Raw genomic sequence first — 21179 nt, 5'->3', positions numbered from 1 at the left:
TGAGCCTGCTCGCGATGAGGGGGTGTCAGTCAACACATGCATTGAATGACAGAACGCTATCGCGAGCAGGCTCACTCCTACAGAAAAGCAGAGCCAGCGTTTAAATCGCTTCCAGCTTCGCGTAACCGAGCATCAGCCACTTGCTGCCTTCGCCGAAGTTCACCTGCACCCGCGCCTGTGCACCAGCACCTTCGAAGTTGAGGATCACGCCGTCGCCAAAGACCGAGTGGCGTACTGCCTGACCCAGGCTGAAGCCAGTCTCGGGAATCTCGCTGCCGCTGAACAGATTGCTGCCGCTCATCGACTGGTTGCCGCCGAACGGACGGCTGACGCTGTTCGACAAACGGACTTCCTGAATCAGGCCTTTCGGCACCTCCCGTACGAAACGCGAGACCTTGTTGTAGGTTTCACTGCCGTACAGGCGCCGGGTTTCAGCGTAGGTCATCACCAGGTTCTGCATGGCGCGGGTGATACCGACGTAGGCCAGGCGGCGTTCTTCTTCAAGACGCCCCGGTTCTTCCAGGCTCATCTTGTGCGGGAACAGGCCTTCTTCCATGCCCACGAGGAACACGTAAGGGAATTCCAGGCCTTTGGCGCTGTGCAGGGTCATCAACTGAATGCTGTCTTCGTGCTCGTCGGCCTGAGTATCGCCGGCCTCCAGCGAAGCGTGGCCGAGGAATGCTGCCAGTGGCGTCAGATCTTCGTCTTCTTCAGTGTTCTCGAAGTTGCGCGCGGCGCTGACCAGTTCCTCAAGGTTTTCTACCCGAGCCTGGCCTTTCTCGCCTTTTTCGGCTTCGTGATAGGCGATCAGACCGGATTGCTCGATAACGGTTTGGGTCATCAGGTGCAGCGGCATCTCGGCGCATTTGGCAGCGAGGTTCTCGATCAGCTCGATAAACGCACCCAGCGCACCCGCAGCACGACCGGTCAGGCCTTTGTTGGCGACCAACAGGCGCATGCCTTCCCACATCGACACATCGCTGTGGCGCGCATGCTCGCGAATCGCTTCGACGGTTTTCTCGCCGATGCCGCGAGCCGGGACGTTGATCACCCGCTCCAGCGCTGCATCATTGCCCCGACCTTCGAGCAAACGCAGGTAGGCCATGGCGTTTTTGATTTCCGCACGCTCGAAGAAGCGCTGGCCGCCATAGATGCGATACGGAATGCGTTCACGCAGCAATGCTTCTTCCAAAACGCGTGATTGGGCGTTGGAGCGGTACAAAATCGCGATGTCGCTGCGAGCCAGGCCGGTTTTCAGCGCGCTTTCGATGGTTTCGACAACGTAGCGTGCTTCGTCGTGTTCGTTGAACGCGGCGTACAGATTGATCGCCTCGCCGTCGCCGCCGTCGGTCCACAGCTCTTTGCCCAGACGTCCGGTGTTGTTGGCGATCAGGGCGTTGGCCGCTTTCAGGATGCCGGCGGTGGAGCGGTAGTTCTGCTCCAGGCGAATGGTCACGGCGTCCGGGAAGTCGGCGGAGTATTGATGGATGTTTTCGATCTTCGCCCCGCGCCAGCCGTAAATCGACTGGTCGTCGTCGCCGACCACCATCAGGCTGTCGCCACCCTTGCCGAGCAGGCGCAACCAGGCGTACTGCACGGCGTTGGTGTCCTGGAACTCGTCCACCAGAATGTGCCGGAAGCGTTTCTGATAATGCGCCAGCAGCCCTGGGTGGTCGCGCCACAAGTCGAGGGCGCGCAGCAGCAGTTCGGAGAAGTCGATAACACCGGCGCGCAGGCAAGCAGCCTCGTAGGCCTCGTAAATGCCGCGCATGGTGGCCAGGTACAAGTCGCCACTGGCCTGAATGTGTTGCGGACGCAGACCTTCGTCTTTCTGTCCATTAATGAACCATTGGGCCTGGCGGGCCGGCCAGCGTTGCTCGTCCAGGCCCAGCTCGCGGATCACCCGCTTGACCAGTCGTTGCTGGTCGTCGCTGTCGAGAATCTGGAAGGTCTGGCTCAAGCCGGCTTCCTGCCAGTGCGCCCGCAACAAGCGGTGCGCCAGGCCGTGGAAGGTGCCGACCCACATGCCGGCCGGGTTGATACCCATTAACTGCTCGATGCGGTGACGCATCTCGGCAGCGGCCTTGTTGGTGAAGGTCACCGACAGGATCGAGTGGGGCGAGGCGTTTTCGACCTGGATCAACCAGGCGATACGGTGCACCAGCACTCGGGTTTTACCAGAGCCGGCACCGGCCAGGACCAACTGACGGCCAACGGGGGCTGCTACGGCCTGGCGTTGGGCATCGTTGAGGGAGTTCAGCAGAAGGGAGAGGTCATCGCGCATCGGGGCATTCTAGGGTGCGCCGCAGGCCCGGGCAAACCGAGCTTTGCATTAGCCGATGAAAGTGCCGTCAATGACGACCGGTCGGTCACTGGCTACAGGCGTCAGCCCGTCTCACTCTGCGGGTTCTGTCGGCACCACGGGAGGGAAAAGTTTCGATGAAATTGTGATCCGCAGCAGTTTGGCAACGGGATCGGCTTGTGTATGCTCCGTCCACGTTTCGGGCGCACGCCCCCTTATAAGAACAAGAACGTTGCCCATGACCCTCAGCGCCGAACTGTCGGGCCCCTCTGTGGAACCCCGGGTTATCCGCAAGCACTACGCCGTCGAGATGGCGGTCGAGCGCACGCGTCTGCTGTATCAGGGCTCTTTATTGCCCACGCTGTTCATGTTGATCAATGGTCTGGTCTGCGCCGGTTTGCTCTGGAGCCCGCAGCGCTATTTCGTGGTCAGCGTCTGGCTGGTGTGGTTGTTGTCGCTGGTGGCTTTACGGGTGATTCAGGTAGCCGCGTTCGACTCCGCGATCCCCAACCGGCAGGCCCAGCCAATCTGGCGCCGGATGTTCCTGCTCGGCTCGACCATGACCGGCCTGACCCTGGCCGGTGCGGGCATCGCGCTGGTGCCCGCCGACAACTTCATGCAACAAGCCTGGGTCTTCGGCCTGATCGGCGCCGCGACCCTGTCGGCCAGTGTCGCCTACGCGGTGAGCCTGCCGGCATTTCTGTCCTTTACCTTGCCCTGTCTGCTGCCGGCGATCGGTTATCTGTTTTGGGGCGGCGACGAGCTGGCGCGCGGTTGGGGCTGGCTCGGGCTGATTCTGCTGGGATCGCTGAGCGTGGTGGCGTGGCAGGTCAATCGTCTGATCGATCGTGGTTTGCTGCGGCGCTTCCAGAACCAGCACCTGATCGAGCATCTGCAACAGACACAGGCGCGCAGCGAGCAGCTCAATCAGGAACTGGCGACAGAAATCGACCATCGGCGCTGCGCCGAGGGCAAGTTGCGCGAAGCTCAGGTCGAGCTGGAAGACCGCGTCGCCCTGCGCAGCCGCGAGCTGGACGCCGCCAATCAGGCCTTGAGCAAAAGCGAAACACGTCTGGCGCTGGCGTTGAAGGCCAGTGAGTTGGGGCTGTGGGACTGGAATCTGCAAACCGACGAAGTCCACCACACGCAGATCCAGGAACTGTTCGGCCTGGCTCCGGAATACGTCACCGCCATCCTGCGCGACCTCAAACCGCGGCTGCACCCCGAAGATGTGCCGCCCCTCAAACAGGCGTTGATCGAGCATCTGAAGGGCCGCAGCGAGGACTATCAGATCGAATATCGCGTGCGTCACGGCGATGGCCATTGGGTCTGGATCGAGGACCGGGGCCGCGCCGTAGAGCGCAGTGAAAGCGGGCGGGTGATCCGCATGGTCGGCACTCGCCGCGATATCAGCGCCAGCAAAAGCCTTGAAGAGCAGCAGCGCCTGGCGGCAACGGTGTTCGAGGCGGCCAGCGAAGGCATTGTGATTTTCGACCCGAATTACGCACTGATCGCGATCAATCAGGCGTTCAGCCGGGTCACCGGTTACGGCATTGATGAAATGCTCGGGCGTAACGTGGTCGAGCTGCCATGCAGTCGCGATGCCCGCCGCCACTACGTCGCCATCCGCACCGCGCTGGAGCAGCACGGCAGTTGGCAGGGCGAATTGGTGGAGACCCGCAAGAACGGCGAACTGTATCCGCAATGGCTTCAACTCAACGCGGTGCGCGATAGTCGGGGAAATGTAAGTCACATTGTCGGCTTCTTCGCCGATCTTTCCGCGCGGCGTGAATCCGAAGAGCGCATGCGTTATTTGACGCACTACGACGAACTTACCGGTCTGGCCAACCGCTCGTTGTTTCGCGAACGGCTGCATGAAGCCCACCAACGGTTTCGGCAGGGCGGACGGCGCAGTCTGGCGCTGCTGCACATCAATCTTGATCGCTTCAAACTGCTCAACGACAGCCTGGGCCATGAAATCGCTGACCAGATGCTGCAGAAGATGGCTCGCCGATTGGTCAACGCCTTGCCGGAAGCCGACACGATCGCCCGCTTATCTGGCGACGAGTTCGCTGTGCTGTTCGATGCCTACGGCAACCTGTCGAGTCTGGCGCGGGTCGCCACACGGCTGTCGGCCAAGCTGCGCCTGCCGCTGACCGTGGACGGGCACGAATTGGTGGTCAGCGCCTCGATGGGCATTAGCATGCTGCCGGACAATGCGCGGGAGATTTCCGCGCTGGTCAGCCAGTCGAACATGGCCATGCAACATGCCAAACATCTGGGCGGCAACAATTTCCAGTTCTACACGGATAGCCTGCAAGCCAGCACCCTTGAGCGATTGCAGCTGGAAAACCAGTTGCGCAAAGCCATCGATGAGAAGCAATTACAGGTGTTCTATCAGCCCAAGCTGTGCCTGGAGTCGGGGCGCTTGAATGCGGCGGAAGCCCTGGTGCGCTGGGATCATCCGAGCATGGGTCAGGTGCCGCCGGGGGACTTCATCGGGCTGGCCGAAGAAACCGGATTGATCGGGCCGATCGGCGAATTCGTGCTGCGCCAGGCTTGCTGGCAGGCGTGCGAATGGCAGCGTCAGGGGCTCGCGCCGATTCGCGTTTCGGTGAACTTGTCGGTGCACCAGTTGCGCCAAGGCAAGCTGGTCAGTCTGGTGCGACAAGTCCTGGAAGAAACCGGGCTGGCGCCGCACTACCTCGAACTCGAACTGACCGAAAGTCAGCTGCTCGACAGCGTTGAACACATCATCGCGACGTTCCAGCAACTGCGCGATCTGGGCGTGAAACTGGCCATCGACGACTTCGGCACCGGTTATTCATCGCTGAGTTATCTCAAACGTATTCCGGTGGATTACGTGAAGATCGATCAAGCGTTCATTCGTGGTTTGGGCGAGGGCAGTGAAGATGCGGCAATCACCCGGGCGATCATCGCCATGGCCCACGGGCTGTCGCTGAAAGTGGTGGCTGAGGGGGTAGAGCGCGAGGAACAGCTGGAGTTTTTGCGCACCGAGCGTTGTGATGAAGTGCAGGGTTATCTGATCAGTCGGCCCGTTGAAGCTGCCGCTCTGGCCGGGCTTTTGCGCGCACAGGAAAACCCGCTATAAGGGCTACATGCACGCCATCGCGCCTGATATGGGGACATGGAGTTACGCATTGAGCAGGCAAAAAGCCAATTCATGTAGTATAACTACAAGCTTGCTACATCCCCGACCATAAGAAGAGTCCAGCCCCTTGAATCTGCTGCAACACATCGCCCAGTCACGTCACCTGTTACGCAAGTCGGAGCTCAAGGTCGCCGACCACGTGCTGCTTGACCCTGCGGCAGTGATGCACAGTTCCATGGCCGACCTGGCCCACAATGTCGGCATCAGTGAGCCGACCATCGTGCGCTTTTGTCGCGCCATCGGTTGTTCCGGCTTTCAGGATCTGAAACTGAAACTGGCGCAAAGCCTGGCCGCCGGTGCCAGCTTCGGCCAGTTCGCGATCCATGAAGACGACTCGGTCGCCGATTACAGCCTGAAGATTTTCGACACCACGTTGCACACGTTGATGGAGGTTCGCGAGAAGCTCGATCCGGTGGAATTGCAGCGTGCGGTGAGCTTGATGTCGCAGGCGCAGCGCGTCGAGTTCTATGGCTTTGGCGCGTCGGGTGCGGTGGCAGCGGATGCGCAGCACAAGTTCTTCCGCCTGCTGCTGACGGCGGCGGCGTATTCCGATCCGCACATGCAGGCGATGTCGGCGGTGACGTTGAAGCCGACTGACGTGGCGATCTGCATTTCCCAGTCCGGGCGCTCCAAGGATTTGCTGATCACCGCCAATCTTGTGCGCGAGAGCGGTGCTTCGCTGATCACCCTGTGCCCGAGCCAGACGCCATTGGCGGAACTGTCGACGGTCAATCTGGCGATCGATGTGCACGAAGACACCGAAATCTATACGCCGTTGACTTCGCGCATTGCTCACCTGGTGGTAATCGACGTGCTGGCGATGGGCGTGGCCATGGCGCGTGGTCCGAGCCTGGTCAACCACCTCAAGAGCGTGAAGCGCAGTCTGCGTAGCCTGCGTCTCTCGCCAAAAGCTGTGAAAGCACTGGATGACTAAGATCAAAAGATCGCAGCCTTCGGCAGCTCCTGCGGGTGTATACATTCCCTTGTAGGAGCTGCCGAAGGCTGCGATCTTTTGCTTTTCGATGCAAACCTTCATCAGTCTGTAACCACGACGCAGCCAAACCGTCATCCCCCGCGCCTATCGTGAAACTCCCGTAAACGCCTTGGGAGACTCGAAATGGCTCAGCCCTACGAAGAACGCAACAGCGCAGCGAAAACCCGTCGTCAGCAGGAAGACCAGCGCCGTATGGAATTTCGTCGCGCCATCGAAGATCGCTATGAACTTCGTCAGCTTCAGGCCGAAATTGGCGGTTTTCCCGAGGAAGTCGAACTCAATTATTGGCAGGCAGCACCGGCAGCTTCCCGTCGAAGCGCTCAACCAGCGCGCTGATCTGCACGCGTTCGCTGCGGATAAACGCCAGGAAGGCGTGCGCCACCGGTGACAAGCGCTTGGCTTTGGCTTGCACCAGGCACCAGCTACGCAGCAGCGGCAACTCCTCGACCGGCAACTCGACCAGGCCGCCGGTCGCCAGCTCAAGGTTCAGGGCGTGGCGCGTCAACAGCGCCAGGCCCAGACCCGCTGCCACGCATTCACGCTGCGCTTCGGCCGAGGCCACTTCCTGAGTCTGGGTGAAATGCACGCGCTTCTCTTTGAAATACTCTTCGCACGCCAGTCGCGTACCCGAGCCGGGTTCGCGGATCAGTAGCGTGTACGGCTCAAGATCCTGCAAACGCAGCGGCCCCATATGCGCCAGCGGATGATCCGGGCGAGCCACGGCGACAATCGGATTATTGAGGAACGGCAGGAACTCCAACCCCATGTCTTGCGGCACCATCGACATGATCACCAGATCATCGCGGTTGTCGGAAAGACGCCGGATCACCTGGCCGCGATTGACCACGGTCAGTTGCAGATTAACTTCCGGATTCTGGCGCTTGAACGCCGCGAACAGATGCGGCACGAAATACTTCGCGCTCGATTCCACCGCCAGTTTCAGTTGGCCTTGCAGCGAGCCCTGCATGTCCGACAACTGCATGTCGAGGTTTTCCAGGCGCCCGAAAATGTCTCGGCTGGCGCGCTGAAGGGCTTCGGCGGCCTCGGTCATGTAGAGTTTTTTGCCGACATAATCGAATAATGGCTGCCCGATCAGCTCTTCGAGCTGACGAATCTGTAGGCTCACGGCCGGTTGTGTGAGCGACATTTCCTCGGCTGCGCGGCTGTAGGAGCGTAAATCACACACTTCATTGAAGATCTGTAACTGGCGTAATGTCATACGCATCAGTGACTTACGCATTTTATTCAGGCTCTGGGTGCGGGCGGATGTTTCAACTATAAGTGTTTACTTATGCCTGACCCAATAATTATTCATTTTTGTTAATCCCTTGCGAGCGCTAGTGTGGAGTCGCGACCAGATTGAAACATTTGGTCACGCGTCGACCTGGGTCTAGCAGGTCGTGGTGCCACCGGCTCAAGGGAACCTCCAAGTGATAAAAAAGATCCTGATCGCCAACCGTGGTGAGATTGCCGTACGAATCGTGCGAGCCTGCGCCGAGATGGGCATTCGCTCTGTTGCGATTTTTTCCGACGCCGACCGGCATGCGCTGCATGTGAAGCGTGCGGATGAGGCTCACAGCATCGGTGCCGAACCACTGGCCGGTTATCTCAACCCGCGCAAGCTGGTAAATCTGGCGGTGGAAACCGGTTGCGATGCACTGCACCCCGGTTACGGTTTCCTGTCGGAAAACGCCGAACTGGCAGACATCTGCGCCGAGCGCGGAATCAAATTCATCGGCCCGTCGGCAGAAGTCATTCGCCGCATGGGCGACAAGACTGAAGCGCGCCGTAGCATGATCAAGGCTGGCGTGCCGGTTACGCCGGGCACCGAGGGCAACGTGGCGGACATCGCCGAAGCCCTGACCGAAGGTGACCGCATCGGCTATCCGGTGATGCTCAAGGCCACCTCCGGTGGTGGCGGTCGCGGTATCCGTCGCTGCAACAGTCGCGAAGAACTCGAACAGAATTTTCCCCGCGTTATCTCCGAGGCCACCAAGGCCTTCGGTTCGGCGGAAGTGTTCCTGGAAAAATGCATCGTCAATCCCAAGCACATCGAAGCGCAGATCCTCGGCGACAGCTTCGGCAACGTCGTGCATCTGTTCGAGCGTGACTGCTCCATCCAGCGTCGTAACCAGAAGCTGATCGAAATCGCCCCGAGCCCGCAACTGACCCCGGAACAGCGCGCCTACATCGGCGACCTGTCGGTGCGTGCAGCCAAAGCCGTGGGCTACGAGAACGCCGGCACTGTGGAGTTCCTGCTCGCCGAGGGCGAGGTGTACTTCATGGAGATGAACACCCGGGTGCAGGTGGAACACACCATCACCGAAGAAATCACCGGGATCGACATCGTCCGCGAGCAGATCCGCATTGCGTCCGGCCTGCCGCTGTCGGTCAAGCAGGAAGACATTCAGCACCGTGGTTTCGCGTTGCAGTTCCGCATCAACGCCGAAGACCCGAAAAACAATTTCCTGCCGAGCTTCGGCAAGATCACCCGTTACTACGCCCCCGGTGGGCCGGGCGTGCGCACCGACACGGCGATCTACACCGGCTACACCATTCCGCCGTTCTACGACTCGATGTGCCTGAAACTGGTGGTCTGGGCACTGACCTGGGAAGAGGCGATGGACCGTGGCCTGCGTGCTCTCGACGACATGCGTCTGCAAGGCGTGAAGACCACCGCCGCGTACTACCAGGAAATCCTGCGCAATCCGGAATTCCGTAGCGGCCAGTTCAATACCAGCTTCGTTGAAAGCCACCCTGAACTGACCAACTACTCGATCAAGCGCAAACCCGAAGAGCTGGCCCTGGCCATCGCCGCCGCCATCGCCGCCCACGCAGGCCTGTGAGGAATACAACAATGAGCAAAAAGATCTTCGTTACCGACACCATCCTGCGCGACGCTCACCAATCGCTGCTCGCCACCCGCATGCGCACCGAAGACATGCTGCCGATCTGCGACAAGCTCGACAAAGTCGGCTACTGGTCGCTGGAATGCTGGGGCGGCGCGACCTTCGACGCCTGCGTCCGCTTTCTGAAAGAAGATCCGTGGGAGCGTCTGCGTCAACTGCGCGCCGCGTTGCCTAACACGCGTCTGCAAATGCTCCTGCGTGGCCAGAACCTGTTGGGCTATCGCCATTACAGCGATGACGTGGTCAAAGCGTTCGTCGCCAAGGCAGCGGTCAATGGCATCGACGTGTTCCGCATCTTCGACGCGATGAACGACGTGCGTAACCTGCGCGTGGCCATCGAAGCGGTGAAAGCTGCCGGTAAGCACGCTCAGGGCACCATCGCCTACACCACCAGCCCGGTGCACACGATTGACGCTTTCGTGGCGCAAGCCAAACAAATGGAAGCCATGGGTTGCGACTCGGTAGCGATCAAGGACATGGCCGGTCTGCTGACGCCGTACGCCACTGGCGAACTGGTTCGGGCATTGAAAGCCGAACAGTCGCTGCCGGTGTTCATTCACTCGCATGACACCGCCGGTCTGGCGACGATGTGCCAACTCAAGGCAATCGAAAACGGCGCTGACCACATCGACACCGCGATCTCCAGCTTCGCCTCTGGCACCAGCCATCCAGGCACCGAGTCGATGGTGGCTGCGCTCAAGGGCTCCGAGTTCGATACCGGTCTGAACCTTGAACTGCTGCAAGAGATCGGCCTGTACTTCTACGCCGTGCGCAAGAAGTACCACCAGTTCGAAAGCGAATTCACTGCTGTCGACACTCGCGTGCAAGTCAACCAGGTGCCGGGCGGGATGATTTCCAACCTGGCCAACCAGTTGAAAGAGCAGGGCGCGTTGAACCGCATGGCTGAAGTGCTGGCGGAAATCCCGCGCGTGCGTGAAGACCTCGGCTTCCCGCCGCTGGTCACCCCGACTTCGCAGATCGTCGGCACCCAGGCGTTCTTCAACGTGCTGGCCGGCGAGCGCTACAAAACCATCACCAACGAAGTGAAGCTCTACCTGCAGGGCGGCTACGGCAAAGCGCCGGGCGTGGTGAACGAAAAACTGCGTCGTCAGGCCATTGGCAGCGAAGAAGTGATCGATGTACGTCCGGCCGATCTGCTCAAACCGGAAATGACCAAGCTGCGTGCCGATATCGGTGCATTGGCCAAGTCGGAAGAAGACGTGCTGACCTTCGCCATGTTCCCGGACATCGGTCGCAAGTTCCTCGAAGAGCGTGCCGCCGGTACTCTCGTGCCGGAAGTGCTGCTGCCGATTCCAGAGGCGGGCGCAGTGACGTCGGCCGGTGGCGAAGGTGTACCGACCGAGTTCGTCATCGACGTCCACGGCGAGACTTACCGCGTCGATATCACGGGTGTCGGCGTCAAGGCTGAAGGCAAGCGCCACTTCTACCTGTCCATCGATGGCATGCCGGAAGAAGTGGTGTTTGAACCGCTTAACGAATTCGTCGGCGGCGGCAGCAGCAAGCGCAAACAGGCCTCGGCACCGGGCCACGTCAGCACCACCATGCCCGGCAACATCGTCGATGTGCTGGTCAAGGAAGGCGACACCGTCAAGGCGGGCCAGGCTGTGCTGATCACCGAAGCCATGAAGATGGAAACCGAAGTTCAGGCCGCCATCGCCGGTAAGGTTACGGCGATTCATGTGGCCAAGGGCGACCGGGTGAACCCGGGCGAAATCCTGATCGAGATCGAAGGCTGAGATAACCGCCGCGATCCAACGCTTTAAACCTCGGGGGGGCATGTGCTCCCCTTTTTTTTCTGATTTTTCACCTGTAGGAGCTGCCGCAGGCTGCGATCTTTTGATCTTTTAAAGCGAAGATCAAAGGATCGCAGCCTCCGGCAGCTCCTACAGGAAGCGACTTAGAACGCCATGCGCCACTGGCCCATCACGCCGCGATTGCGGCTTTCGCTGCCGAACTCGCCCGTGACTGCCACGCCCAGTGTGTGGTTGGTCGACAGTCCGAGGTCCAGACCCGCATCGACGCCCAGGCTGTTGCGATCCAGTTCTGCACCGGTCACGGTGAAGCGTTTACCGCCCTTGACCAGTTGCTGGCCGGTGTCGCTGTCGAGTTCGCCAAAGGTGTGTTTCCACCCGGCGCTCAATCGCGGCGTCAGGCTCATGCCGTTGTCCAGTGTGTGGATTTTTGCCGTGCGCAGGCCGAAGGTACTGCTGAGATTGTCGCGGGTTTGCCCAAAGACTTTCAGCGCCGCATCACCACCCTTTTCACTGTGGCTGTCACGTTGATAACGTTGGTAGCCGAGGCTGGCGAACGGTTCGAGTGTCACGTCGTTGCGGCCGAAGTTGAAGCCCAGCTCGGCGAAGGCTTGCTGGGTGTTGGCGTTGTAGTTGCCTTTGAGGCGATCGCTGAATCCGTTGAACGCCACCCGACGTTTGCTGCTGCCGTCATGGTTGGCGTAAGTGGCACCCAGGCGCAGGGCCAGTGGACCATCCTGGCGCACGGCGTAGGCGCCAACGTGCCAGCTGTCGAGGTCGCCATCGTATTGGCGGGCATCGAATTTGGTCTGGGATTTGCCACCCAGCAGACCGATATGCCATTGCTCATTGAGCCGCCAGTCAGCGCCCATGACCAAGCCTTGGGTGGCGTGTTTCAGGGTGCTGTCGTACTCGCGATCAACCTTGCCGCCATGGCCCAATGCCTGAACCCAGACTCGCCCGGAATCTGCACTGCCGGCAGCTTCGCGAGGTGAATTGCCCGAGCCGTAAGCTGCGCCCGTGCGATGGTCGAGTTGGCGCATGGCTGACAGCATGCTAGCGCTCACGGGGTTGATGCTGCTTAACGTGGCTTTTGCGAGGTTGGCGTTGCTGCCGGCCGCGAGTTGTTCGAGGGCGACGGGGGCAGTAGTTTTATCGCTGGCCAGTAACGCGGTGACCGCAGCATTTACCGGTTTTTGCGGTTGAGCTGCCGGTTGTTCGACGTTTTGGGGGGCGCGCTCGACAAAGGATTCAACCGGCACTGGAGAGTGCGTTGTCGACGATGTTGCAACTACGGATGGAACATCAACATCAACATCAACCTCAGCAACAGGAACAGCAACTGACGCAGGAGCGGGAGCTAAAGCTGTGACGGAATCTGGCACTGAAGCTACATCTGGTGCCGGCAATGATATTGGTGTCGAGGTGGTCAACGGTGTTGGTGTTGGTGTTGGTGTTGGTGTTGGTGTTGGTATCGCGGATGGCGTTGGTTCGGTTGGCGCATCTATAGCTCCGCCAACCGCACGACCGTTTTCTGTATTCGCAAGACTTTCAATTTCTACTTCATTGCGGGAATAAGTCAGCCCGACTTTTTGATCTTCGTAATGCACCTCTGGCGTCATGAAGGCCAGGTTGTTCTCGATGCTGACAAAACGCCCTTCGACTTTTTTTGCATTGAGAATGGTGTGCTCGGAGCTTTTAGGGTAATGACCGGCAGTGACGAGTTTCAGGGTTGCGTCGCCAAGCCGGGCGGTTCCGCCGACTTCTATCGTCGGACTGTTACCCGCAGCATTAACGGCGTAGGACAAAACCGCTGTTTGCGACAGGTTCAGGTCTCCACTCACTTTCGGGGCGTGATACACCTCATCAACCGAAAGCCGCCCGTGGACGTTCAGGTTTCTCAACGCGCCCCCACCCGCGAAATGTCCCTTTTCGTGAACGGTGACGGTGCCGTCAATCAGTCCCTTGTTGGTAAGGTCTCCGCCGCCCAATACTGTGGCTCCGCCAACTATGGCCCCTTTGTTGATCAGAATTCCCGCGGTCACTGCCTGCCCCAATATGTTCCCATCATTGGTCAATGATGCTTTTGACCTGACCAGAACGCCAAGATCGAAATCGCCATCTCCACTGCGAGTCCAGGTGCCTTGCTTGACGTGCAAACCGTTGAAGTTAACAGTTTTCCCCAGCGTTCCTCTCGCGCCATCGAGTTGTAGGACATTCACTCCGCCCGCGCCATCAACCAGCCCGGCAAAATTGCCGCGGCTGCCTATAGTAAGCAGATCATTACGGTCATCAAGCGTCAGGGAAACACCGTCGATTGCAGCGACCTTTGCTTTGATGGGGTCATGCTTGACGGTGTCAGGATCAGCGACGAAGTGGTCGAGCATACCGATCAATTCTTCAGCGCTCGGTACTGGATCAGGGGCGAGTTCTGCAAAAGTGAAGGGCGTGCACCCCAGCGTCAGCGCGATTGCCAACGCGAGTTTTTTTGCTTGGTACTTGTGTTGAGCATCCATCAAGTAAAGTCTCTGCTGAAAGAAGACCCAACTCTATTGATGCACCGAAGAATCCGATGTCGGCTGCTTCCCGAAGCGTTGCAGGCGACGTCGCATCATTTTGTGGAAAATTTCCACCAGATCCGCAGCCGGTGGTTTTACCCGAATCCAGCGCTTCCTTTTCCTACAATCTATCGGGACGTCGCCGACTGTTCAGCAGTCAAAAGCTCAGATGCCACTGCCCAATCAACTCCTGACGCGTTATTGATCACTTCAAGTACGGCGAACGTATGCCCTGCCGTAATGCCGCTCCATCCGCGCCTGAATCAGCTCCAGCCCAATCGACATCAACCAGTAAATAATGGCCGCCGTGGTCAGCATTTCGATGTAGCGATAGCTTGAACGTCCATACGACTGCGCAAGAAACATCACTTCCCAGACGCCCATCACCGAGATCAACGACGAGTCTTTCAGCATCGAAATGAATTGATTGGTGGTCGGCGCAATGATGGTGCGCATGGCCTGAGGCAGCGTAATGCGCCAGAGAATGACTGAGTCGCGCATTCCCAGCGCCAGCGATGCTTCTCGCTGGCCGTACGGGACGCCAAGAATACCGGCGCGGAAGATCTCGCTGAGGTACGCGCCATAGTTGAGTGACAGGGCGATGATCCCGGCGACGATGGCGCCGGGCACGATGCCCAGTTGCGGCAAGCCGAGATAGATCAGCAGTATCTGGATCAGCAGCGGCGTGCCGCGAAAGAATGAGGCGTAGAAACTGGCGATGCCGAAGGCCACCGCACTTTTCGACAGTCGCGCCAGCGCAGTCACGAAACCCAGCAGCACCGAAGCAACGATTGAGCACAGGCACAGAAACAGCGTCAGTGCTGCCCCCTGCAAGAAACCATTAGGTGCCAGTTTCAGGCCGACCAGGTTGGGCAGCTTGTCGAGGATGATCGAAAACTTCAGGTCGAAGCTCAGAAAGAATCCCGCGAACAGGCAGAACATCACCGCCCAGGTCAGGTACAGCCGCGTACGAAAACCGAACAGCCGACACAGGCGTGATTCAGCCACCGGTTGCGGTGGCTTGGGAGGTACCGGGAAAGAAGTCATTGGCTGATGTCGGCGCCGATCCATTTTTGCGAAAGCTTGCTCAGGGTGCCGTCCTGTTTGAGTTGGGCAAAGACCTCGCGGACCTTGGCGTCCCACTGCGCATCACCCTTCTCGATGGCGACCGAGTTCGGCTCCGAGTACAGCGCTTCGCCGGCGAGCTTGAAGCGTTTGTCTTCATTCAGGCGCGGCTGGGCAGTGACGAGGTTGGTGAGGATCGCATCCAGACGCACGCCGGCACCCAGGCCCAAGTCCTGGAAGGCGACGTTGTCGGTGTCATACGGGGCGATCTGCACATCCTCGAACGGGTACTGCAACTGCGTGTCTTCCGCGCCTTCGATGACCAGATTTTTGTTGAGATAACTTTCGTAGCTGGAGGCGCTGGTAAGGCCGACTTTCTTGCCGCTCAGATCCTTGGCGCCGTGGATGCGATCGTCCTTGGCATTGACCACGATCACGGCTGGCGAGGCATAGTATTCGACCGGGAAATCGAACACTTCAGCACGGGCCTTGCTTGGGGTCATCGAGCAGATGCAGATGTCGTAGCGGCCACTCCAGCGGCCGGCGGCGATGACGTCCCAGGACGGCGTTTCCAGGCGCAGTTTCACGCCCAGTTTGTCCGCCACGGCTTTGGCAACATCAACGTCGAAGCCGTCGAGCTGGTTCTGATCGTTGAGAAATGAGAAGGGTGGATAGCTTTCCATCAACACGCCGACCATTTCTTTTTTCTGCTCGACGCGATCCAGCGTGGTGCCACCAAAGGCTTGGGTTGAGGCGGCCAGAATCGTCAGGCCGAGGGCCAGTAGTGGTTGCAGTTTCACAGGCGATCCCTGAATAAAAAAGAAGTTGTTATTAACCGATTGGTGCGTATTAAATAGTTATAAGAACGACTCTGATAGTGAGTTATTTTCATAAGCATATGAGTGAAAAGCATATGGGCGCAGCGAGCACGGTTATTCTTGATGGCGGCATGGGGCCGTGAGTTGCAACGAGCCGGGGCGCCCTTTCGGCAGCCCGAATGGTCGGCACTGGCGCTGAGCGAAGCGCCGCAAGCGGTGGAAGCGGTACACGCCGCCTACATCGACAGCGGTGCCAATGTGATCACCAGCAACAGTTATGCAGTGGTGCCGTTTCATATCGGCGAAGCGCGTTTTGCCGCTGAAGGTCAGGCTTTGGCAGCGTTGGCCGGCGAACTGGCGTGGCGTGCAGTGCAGGCATCGGGCAAAAACGTGCGGGTGGCAGGCTCGTTGCCGCCGTTGTTCGGCTCATATCGTCCTGATCTGTTTGACGCGTCCCGGGTCACGGAACTGTTGAATCCATTGGTCAACGGTCTGGCACCGCACGTTGACCTGTGGCTGGCGGAAACCCAGAGCTCGATTGTCGAGGCGCGGGCCATCCACGCCGGACTGCCGCAGGACGGCAAGCCGTTCTGGCTGTCGTTTACCTTGAAGGATGAAGACACTGACGACGTACCGCGTTTGCGTTCTGGCGAGCCTGTGGCCGAAGCGGCTGCGGTAGCAGCGGAGTTGGGCGTTGAAACGTTGCTATTCAATTGCAGCCAGCCGGAAGTGATTGGCGCGGCGATTGATGCGGCGCGTGAAACCTTCGAACGTCTGGGGGTGAAGATTCACATCGGCGCGTATGCCAATGCGTTCCCGCCGCAGCCTAAAGAAGCCACGGCCAACGACGGGCTCGATCCGTTGCGCGAAGATCTCGATCCGCCGGGTTATCTGCATTGGGCGCGTGATTGGCAGCAGCGTGGTGCCAGTCACCTGGGCGGTTGCTGCGGGATCGGCCCGGAGCACATTGCGGTGCTGGCGCAGAAACTCGCTTAAGACAAAATCAAAAGATCGCAGCCTGCGGCAGCTCCTACAGGGTGTAGGAGCCAGCCCACATGACGGACGCATTGCGACTCCTTGAGTCTGTGCCTTATCGGCATGTAGGTGAAACAAGACAGATAAATCGCCAATTATTCTTGTGCGGTAAACCTCTGTCGTCGCTCTTGTTTAAAGCCTGTTGGCTTTACGTCTTGCGACCTACAAAACCTTGCGCCGCTGCCTACGCATGCACCAGAATCCGCCGGCTTGTGCGCCCTGGGCGGGCTGCGTAACTTGATCGGGTCACTGATTCCCAGTGATCGGGTTTAGCAGCCCGGCAGTTGCCCAGTCGTACGAGTCTCATCCAGTCAGGCATTTGCCTGCGCTCGATGGTGGCTGTGCGCATGGCACCTTCGGGTGCGCCGGGTTTTGGGTGACTACCGGTCTGCTAACTTGCGCACAGCTGCCACCCAATCGTTTAGCAGCGAGAAGGACGCAGCCTTACCAGAGGTTAGTCCCCATGTTCAAAGTAACGCCTAACCCGCCGGTCACAGATCCGGCATCCCCCTACGAATCGCCCGATTCAAAGAAACTTCACGAAGCCGCCGAGCGCGCCCTCGACCACTATCTCCGCCCATCGGCGGCCGACATCATGGCCACGCCTTACAAACCCAACACGCTGTACATGGCAAGTCCCGAGGCCGACAACGAGTCGCTGCTGGCAGATGCCAGTGAAACCCTCGGCTCGGCCACCGTCATCATCAACAACCATATCGCGCAGGTTGAAGGTACCCACCGCAAAACCCTGCAAGGCATCGCTCAGGTGGTGATGCTGGCAAAGCTGGCGGTTAATCGGGTGCTGGACAGGTTAGTGCCAACGGAGTGATCAACGCGCTGGCGGTGTATGCGCATGTCCGCCAGCACATGGATAGGGAAAGACGTTGTGGGTGCTTTTCTGCATTTTGTTGCAGATGTATTCGTGGCTCTCAATTAAATATGCACTATATTGCAGTTATTACGAAAAACTCTTCGCTAAAGTGCATTTAAATGCAGGTGAAAAGCGCATGTACGACCTGACATTACAGATATTCACGGCAGGGCAATGGCATGACGCGATGATTCTGAGTTTCGCTGACCCCGAAAAGGGTTTCGAAAGTCGCTGCGATTTCGGTTATCAAACCACCTATCTCTTCGATAACTTCGACGAGATAGGGTCGCCGTTCTCAAAAGCTGTGAGTGTACGGTTCCCATTGGAATGGGATAGCCGGCGATCCGCTGTGCCAGCCTTCATCCATGACATCGCTCCTGCCGGTGCGGCGAAACGTTTTCTTCTCGCTCGCGTGGGGCAAGAAAAACCCGCAGGCATCAGCGCCGATCTTTATCTGTTGGGTCGAAGTACAGCGGCACCGATCGGCAACATGCGGATAAAGGAGTCTGCCGAATCTGTGGATGAGCGAGAGCCCATTGGGTTTCAGCGTCAGGACGTGATCCTGCGTGACAACCGGTTTCTCGAGTACGCCTATGAACTGGGTGCCGCCATTGGCGGTGCGACGGGGGCGGGGGGGGAAGCACCGAAGCTTCTGTTGGCAGAGGACAAGTCCGGTCTCCTGTTCCCCGACGCAGTCCTTGAGGATTCAGACGTCAGTCAGCACTGGTTTGTGAAATTTGCCCGCAACAAAGGTAACCGGACCGATCAGGACATTTTGCGAAGTGAGTTCCACTACTACAGAGCCCTTCAGACGTTAGGCATCGAAACGGTCGCATCACAGGGGCTGGCACTGGAAGAGGCGACCAAACCCAGCTTGTGGATGCAGCGTTTTGACCGTCGGGTAACCGCTCAAGGTGTTGAGCGTTACGCAGTCGAATCGATTTATTCGCTGGCTAACGTGACAACACCAGGCAGCGCGATGGACCATTTGGACGTGATTCGCATGCTTGCCGGTCTTTGGCGTGAGGCAGGGCAAGCGAATCAGATTCCCGATCTGGTGGCGGACTACTTGCGTCGGGATCTGATCAACAAAATTCTCGGTAACTCGGATAACCATGGCCGCAATACCGCGATTATTCGTGGGATAAGTTCGTTTCGGCTTGCTCCAATTTATGATTTGGCGCCGATGGTCATGGACGATGAAGGCATTACCCGGACGACAAAGTGGCCGAAAGCGTTGGAAAGAGCGGGTGATGTCGATTGGCGAGGTGTTTGTCGCGCATTGTCTGATATTGCTGATCCGGATGACCCCTTGGCTGCTTTGGCTGGCGCGCCGGATTTGTTCGAGCGTCTGCGTCAGGACGCACATCGCCTCGCGGCGCTTCCCGATATTTTGACTGAGAGCGGCTTGCCGGACCGAACCATGAATCACCCAGGCATTGCATTGAAAAATCTGGAGCAACGATTGAAAGAGTGGGACCTGAAATGAGCCTGACCGTTGCCGAACGCACTGTGCTTATTGAAAACATACGAGAAGCGCTGGCGCAGGGAACGCTTGAGATCGGCGAAGCCGTTCGCCGCTTGCGTATGGAAGTGACGGGTTTGCACCAAACCCAGTTTGCGAAAATGTGCAAAATTTCTGTTCGCACGTTGGTGCATATCGAACACGGTGAGGGTAATCAAACGCTGAAATCGTTGAACGCCGTGTTTCGTCCGTTTGGGATGAAGATGGGCGTTGTGCGAATTCGGCGAGATATCAGTTAAAGATCAAAAGATCGCAGCCTGCGGCAGCTCCTACATTTTTTCCCGTGTAGGAGCTGCCGAAGGCTGCGATCTTTTGCTTTTAAAGGCTCAAGTACGGCACTCGACCAAACCCTTCACCTGCCCCGATGCGGTTTGGTTTTCATCACTCAACCAGCGCTCGAACCCCACCGCAATCGCCGGCCATTCCGAATCCAAAATCGAGTACCACGCCGTGTCGCGGTTCTGGCCCTTGACCACCATGTGCTGGCGGAACACGCCTTCGAAGCTGAAGCCCAGGCGTTCAGCGGCGTATTTGGAGCGGGCGTTACCGTTGTTGCACTTCCATTCCAGGCGACGGTAGCCCAGATCAAAGGAGTGCTTGGCCAACAGGTAAACAGCCTCGGTGCTTTTTGGCGAACGCTGCATTGGCGCGCCGAAGCTAACGTGGCCGATTTCGATACGGCCATGGGCCGGGACAATCGACATCAGGCTGAGCATGCCTTGTACCTGGCCGCTGGCGCGGTCGATGACGCTGAAGAAATACGGATCGCTGCTGGCCGCGTGATTGTTCAGCCAGTCGTTGAAGACGCTGCGCTCGGGAAACGGGCCGTAGGGCAAGTAATCCCAGAGTTTCGGGTCGGCGCCGGGGCCTTCGAGGGCATTGAACAGGTCGTCACCGTGGCGCGCCGGGTCGAGCCTTTCCAGGCGGATGAAGCGGCCTTCGAGCAACGTGGTAGTTGGCGCGGGCACGCCTTTCCAGTCGGCAGGTGAGGTGGTCATGAGCGCGTCTCCTTAAAGGGCTTTGCGAAACTGGATGAAGCCTGGGCGTTCGGCGATGCGCTCGTAGAGCTGGATCGCCGTGGCGTTGGATTCGTGGGTCAGCCAATGGACTTTGCAGCAGCCGTCAGCCTTGGCGGTCGCGTAGACGTGCTCGATCAACTGACGACCGACGCCGGTGCCGCGGGTTTCAGGCGCCACCAGCAAGTCTTGCAGATAGCAGGAGTTTTCGATGCTCCAGTTCGAGCGATGGTAGATGTAATGCACCATGCCCAGCGCTTTACCGTCAGCCCAGGCGAGGGCGGCGTGCGTCGGTTCGCTCGGGTCGAGGAAGCGCTGCCAGGTACTGTTCGTCACCGCCTCCGGCAGTTCGGTGTTGTAGAAGCGCAGGTACGCTTGCCACAGCGGCAGCCAGGCGGCGTGGTCGTCGGCGGTGACCTGACGGATCTCGATCTGATTCATGGTGATTTCCTTAGCGCATCAATTGGGCGAGGGTTTGATCATTGATCTCGGGACTGGCGGCCAGCCCTTCGCGCACGCCTTTGATGTCTTCGGCGCTGCGGTTCTGGCTGAGCTTGCGCTTGCCTTCCAGACGGTCGATGGGAATGGCGAAACCGACGATGGCCTTGAGCATGCTGTCGATGTAATCGGCGGGCGCGTCGGCGACGGACCAAGGCTGTGCGCGGCCAGCCTCATGGCGGTCGGTGAGGGTGCTGACGATGTCGAGCAGCCGCCCGCCGTCGCTGAAGGTCTCGGCGTGGCCGTAGGCGTGCACGGCAATGTAGTTCCAGGTCGGCACGACTTTGCCGTGCTCGGCCTTGCTCGGATAAAAGCCCGGGCTGACATAGGCATCCGGCCCGGCAAAAATCAGCATCGCTTCGGCGCCGTCGCGCAGGTCCTTCCATTGCGGGTTGGCCCTGGCCAGGTGCCCGTAAAGCGTGCCGTATTCACCTTGCTCGCAATGCAGCAGCACCGGCACATGGCTGGCTTGCAGACCGTTTTCGCCGTGGGTCACCAGGATGGCGAGGCGAGTGGCGAGGATCAGTTCGTGAAGTTGGGACAGCTCATCGATGGCAAAGGCGCGCGGCGTGTACATGGAGAGATTTTCCTTGGCGAATGCCTGCATCCTAGGCAGGCTATTGGTCTGTTGTAAGAGCCATTGA

General features: G+C 58.9%; 16 protein-coding genes and 1 pseudogene. 9 read left to right on the top strand and 8 right to left on the bottom strand.

Going from position 1 to position 21179, the window contains the following annotated elements; translation table 11 throughout:
* Positions 1-100: 100 nt before the first annotated feature.
* Positions 101-2284 (bottom strand): DNA helicase II, encoded by a 2184-nt coding sequence (uvrD, locus tag ICA15_RS13200; protein WP_150603610.1) that lies wholly within the window; start codon positions 2282-2284, stop codon positions 101-103.
* A 256-nt stretch (positions 2285-2540) separates the two neighbouring features.
* Between uvrD and ICA15_RS13195 the strand changes: the two genes are divergently transcribed.
* The 3 genes from ICA15_RS13195 to ICA15_RS13185 all read left to right on the top strand — a co-directional run bounded on the left by ICA15_RS13195 (position 2541) and on the right by ICA15_RS13185 (position 6804).
* Positions 2541-5414 (top strand): putative bifunctional diguanylate cyclase/phosphodiesterase, encoded by a 2874-nt coding sequence (locus ICA15_RS13195; protein WP_210553308.1) that lies wholly within the window; start codon positions 2541-2543, stop codon positions 5412-5414.
* Between the two features lie 127 nt (positions 5415-5541).
* Positions 5542-6408 (top strand): transcriptional regulator HexR, encoded by an 867-nt coding sequence (gene hexR / locus ICA15_RS13190; protein ID WP_150603608.1) that lies wholly within the window; start codon positions 5542-5544, stop codon positions 6406-6408.
* A 183-nt stretch (positions 6409-6591) separates the two neighbouring features.
* Positions 6592-6804, top strand: a complete 213-nt coding sequence (locus tag ICA15_RS13185) for a PA3496 family putative envelope integrity protein (RefSeq protein ID WP_047304266.1) — start codon at positions 6592-6594, stop codon at positions 6802-6804.
* Here ICA15_RS13185 and ICA15_RS13180 read toward each other — a convergent pair.
* A complete protein-coding gene (locus tag ICA15_RS13180) occupies positions 6746-7708 on the bottom strand; it encodes a LysR family transcriptional regulator (protein ID WP_150603607.1) in 963 nt (320 codons plus the stop codon). The genes ICA15_RS13185 and ICA15_RS13180 overlap by 59 nt on opposite strands.
* A gap of 190 nt (positions 7709-7898) precedes the next feature.
* On the opposite strand from ICA15_RS13180, the gene ICA15_RS13175 reads away from it, so the two are divergent.
* Positions 7899-9314, top strand: a complete 1416-nt coding sequence (locus ICA15_RS13175; RefSeq protein ID WP_042561843.1) for an acetyl-CoA carboxylase biotin carboxylase subunit — start codon at positions 7899-7901, stop codon at positions 9312-9314.
* 11 nt (positions 9315-9325) lie between these two features.
* Positions 9326-11134: a sodium-extruding oxaloacetate decarboxylase subunit alpha gene (oadA, locus tag ICA15_RS13170; protein WP_210553309.1), complete on the top strand. Its 1809-nt coding sequence runs from the start codon at positions 9326-9328 to the stop codon at positions 11132-11134.
* Between the two features lie 161 nt (positions 11135-11295).
* Here the strand turns inward: oadA and ICA15_RS13165 are convergent, their stop codons facing one another.
* From ICA15_RS13165 to ICA15_RS13155, 3 genes are all read right to left on the bottom strand, one after another.
* Entirely contained in the window at positions 11296-13665 is a 2370-nt protein-coding gene (locus ICA15_RS13165; protein ID WP_210553310.1) for an autotransporter domain-containing protein, read from the bottom strand.
* A gap of 252 nt (positions 13666-13917) precedes the next feature.
* Positions 13918-14754 carry an amino acid ABC transporter permease gene (locus ICA15_RS13160; protein ID WP_210553311.1) on the bottom strand — a complete coding sequence of 279 codons (837 nt, stop codon included), beginning with the start codon at positions 14752-14754 and terminating at the stop codon, positions 13918-13920.
* Positions 14751-15572, bottom strand: a complete 822-nt coding sequence (locus tag ICA15_RS13155; RefSeq protein WP_210553312.1) for an ABC transporter substrate-binding protein — start codon at positions 15570-15572, stop codon at positions 14751-14753. Before ICA15_RS13155 ends, ICA15_RS13160 begins: the two co-directional genes overlap by 4 nt.
* A 113-nt stretch (positions 15573-15685) precedes the next feature.
* Here ICA15_RS13155 and ICA15_RS13150 point away from each other — a divergent pair.
* From ICA15_RS13150 to ICA15_RS13135, 4 genes and pseudogenes are all read left to right on the top strand, one after another.
* Positions 15686-16586, top strand: a pseudogene (locus ICA15_RS13150) (homocysteine S-methyltransferase family protein).
* 502 nt (positions 16587-17088) lie between these two features.
* The gene (locus ICA15_RS13145; RefSeq protein ID WP_210553313.1) at positions 17089-17454 is read left to right on the top strand and encodes a DUF6124 family protein; all 366 of its coding nucleotides are present in this window, start codon (positions 17089-17091) and stop codon (positions 17452-17454) included.
* Between the two features lie 178 nt (positions 17455-17632).
* Complete coding sequence (locus ICA15_RS13140) at positions 17633-18985, top strand: HipA domain-containing protein (RefSeq protein ID WP_210553566.1); 1353 nt, start codon at positions 17633-17635, stop codon at positions 18983-18985.
* On the top strand, positions 18982-19260 hold the full coding sequence (locus ICA15_RS13135) for a helix-turn-helix domain-containing protein (RefSeq protein WP_150603600.1): 279 nt from the start codon (positions 18982-18984) through the stop codon (positions 19258-19260). Before ICA15_RS13140 ends, ICA15_RS13135 begins: the two co-directional genes overlap by 4 nt.
* An 87-nt stretch (positions 19261-19347) precedes the next feature.
* Here ICA15_RS13135 and ICA15_RS13130 read toward each other — a convergent pair whose 3' ends face one another.
* Genes ICA15_RS13130 through ICA15_RS13120 form a run of 3 tightly spaced genes read right to left on the bottom strand, consistent with a single transcriptional unit; the run spans position 19348 to position 21112 of the window.
* Positions 19348-20019, bottom strand: a complete 672-nt coding sequence (locus ICA15_RS13130) for a GNAT family N-acetyltransferase (RefSeq protein ID WP_210553314.1) — start codon at positions 20017-20019, stop codon at positions 19348-19350.
* Positions 20020-20031: 12 nt separating this feature from the next.
* Positions 20032-20478, bottom strand: coding sequence for a GNAT family N-acetyltransferase (locus tag ICA15_RS13125; protein ID WP_210553315.1), 447 nt, complete (start codon positions 20476-20478; stop codon positions 20032-20034).
* 10 nt (positions 20479-20488) lie between these two features.
* Positions 20489-21112, bottom strand: a complete 624-nt coding sequence (locus ICA15_RS13120) for an FMN-binding negative transcriptional regulator (protein WP_210553316.1) — start codon at positions 21110-21112, stop codon at positions 20489-20491.
* Between the last annotated feature and the right edge of the window lie 67 nt (positions 21113-21179).

Origin of the sequence: Pseudomonas sp. P116 (genome assembly GCF_020149425.1) — a bacterium.
GTDB classification, from domain to species: domain Bacteria; phylum Pseudomonadota; class Gammaproteobacteria; order Pseudomonadales; family Pseudomonadaceae; genus Aquipseudomonas; species Aquipseudomonas anatoliensis.
This window is presented reverse-complemented; position numbering and strand designations above follow the sequence as displayed.

Excerpts from the sequence above, each read along its gene's own strand:
- ICA15_RS13195 (WP_210553308.1), top strand. The coding sequence starts at position 2,541 with ATGACCCTCAGCGCCGAACTGTCGGGCCCCTCTGTGGAACCCCGGGTT.
- ICA15_RS13160 (WP_210553311.1), bottom strand. The coding sequence starts at position 14,754 with ATGACTTCTTTCCCGGTACCTCCCAAGCCACCGCAACCGGTGGCTGAA.
- ICA15_RS13135 (WP_150603600.1), top strand. The coding sequence starts at position 18,982 with ATGAGCCTGACCGTTGCCGAACGCACTGTGCTTATTGAAAACATACGA.
- uvrD (WP_150603610.1), bottom strand. The coding sequence starts at position 2,284 with ATGCGCGATGACCTCTCCCTTCTGCTGAACTCCCTCAACGATGCCCAA.
- ICA15_RS13185 (WP_047304266.1), top strand. The coding sequence starts at position 6,592 with ATGGCTCAGCCCTACGAAGAACGCAACAGCGCAGCGAAAACCCGTCGT.
- oadA (WP_210553309.1), top strand. The coding sequence starts at position 9,326 with ATGAGCAAAAAGATCTTCGTTACCGACACCATCCTGCGCGACGCTCAC.
- ICA15_RS13180 (WP_150603607.1), bottom strand. The coding sequence starts at position 7,708 with ATGCGTAAGTCACTGATGCGTATGACATTACGCCAGTTACAGATCTTC.
- ICA15_RS13165 (WP_210553310.1), bottom strand. The coding sequence starts at position 13,665 with ATGGATGCTCAACACAAGTACCAAGCAAAAAAACTCGCGTTGGCAATC.
- ICA15_RS13145 (WP_210553313.1), top strand. The coding sequence starts at position 17,089 with ATGTTCAAAGTAACGCCTAACCCGCCGGTCACAGATCCGGCATCCCCC.
- ICA15_RS13140 (WP_210553566.1), top strand. The coding sequence starts at position 17,633 with ATGTACGACCTGACATTACAGATATTCACGGCAGGGCAATGGCATGAC.
- ICA15_RS13125 (WP_210553315.1), bottom strand. The coding sequence starts at position 20,478 with ATGAATCAGATCGAGATCCGTCAGGTCACCGCCGACGACCACGCCGCC.
- ICA15_RS13130 (WP_210553314.1), bottom strand. The coding sequence starts at position 20,019 with ATGACCACCTCACCTGCCGACTGGAAAGGCGTGCCCGCGCCAACTACC.
- ICA15_RS13120 (WP_210553316.1), bottom strand. The coding sequence starts at position 21,112 with ATGTACACGCCGCGCGCCTTTGCCATCGATGAGCTGTCCCAACTTCAC.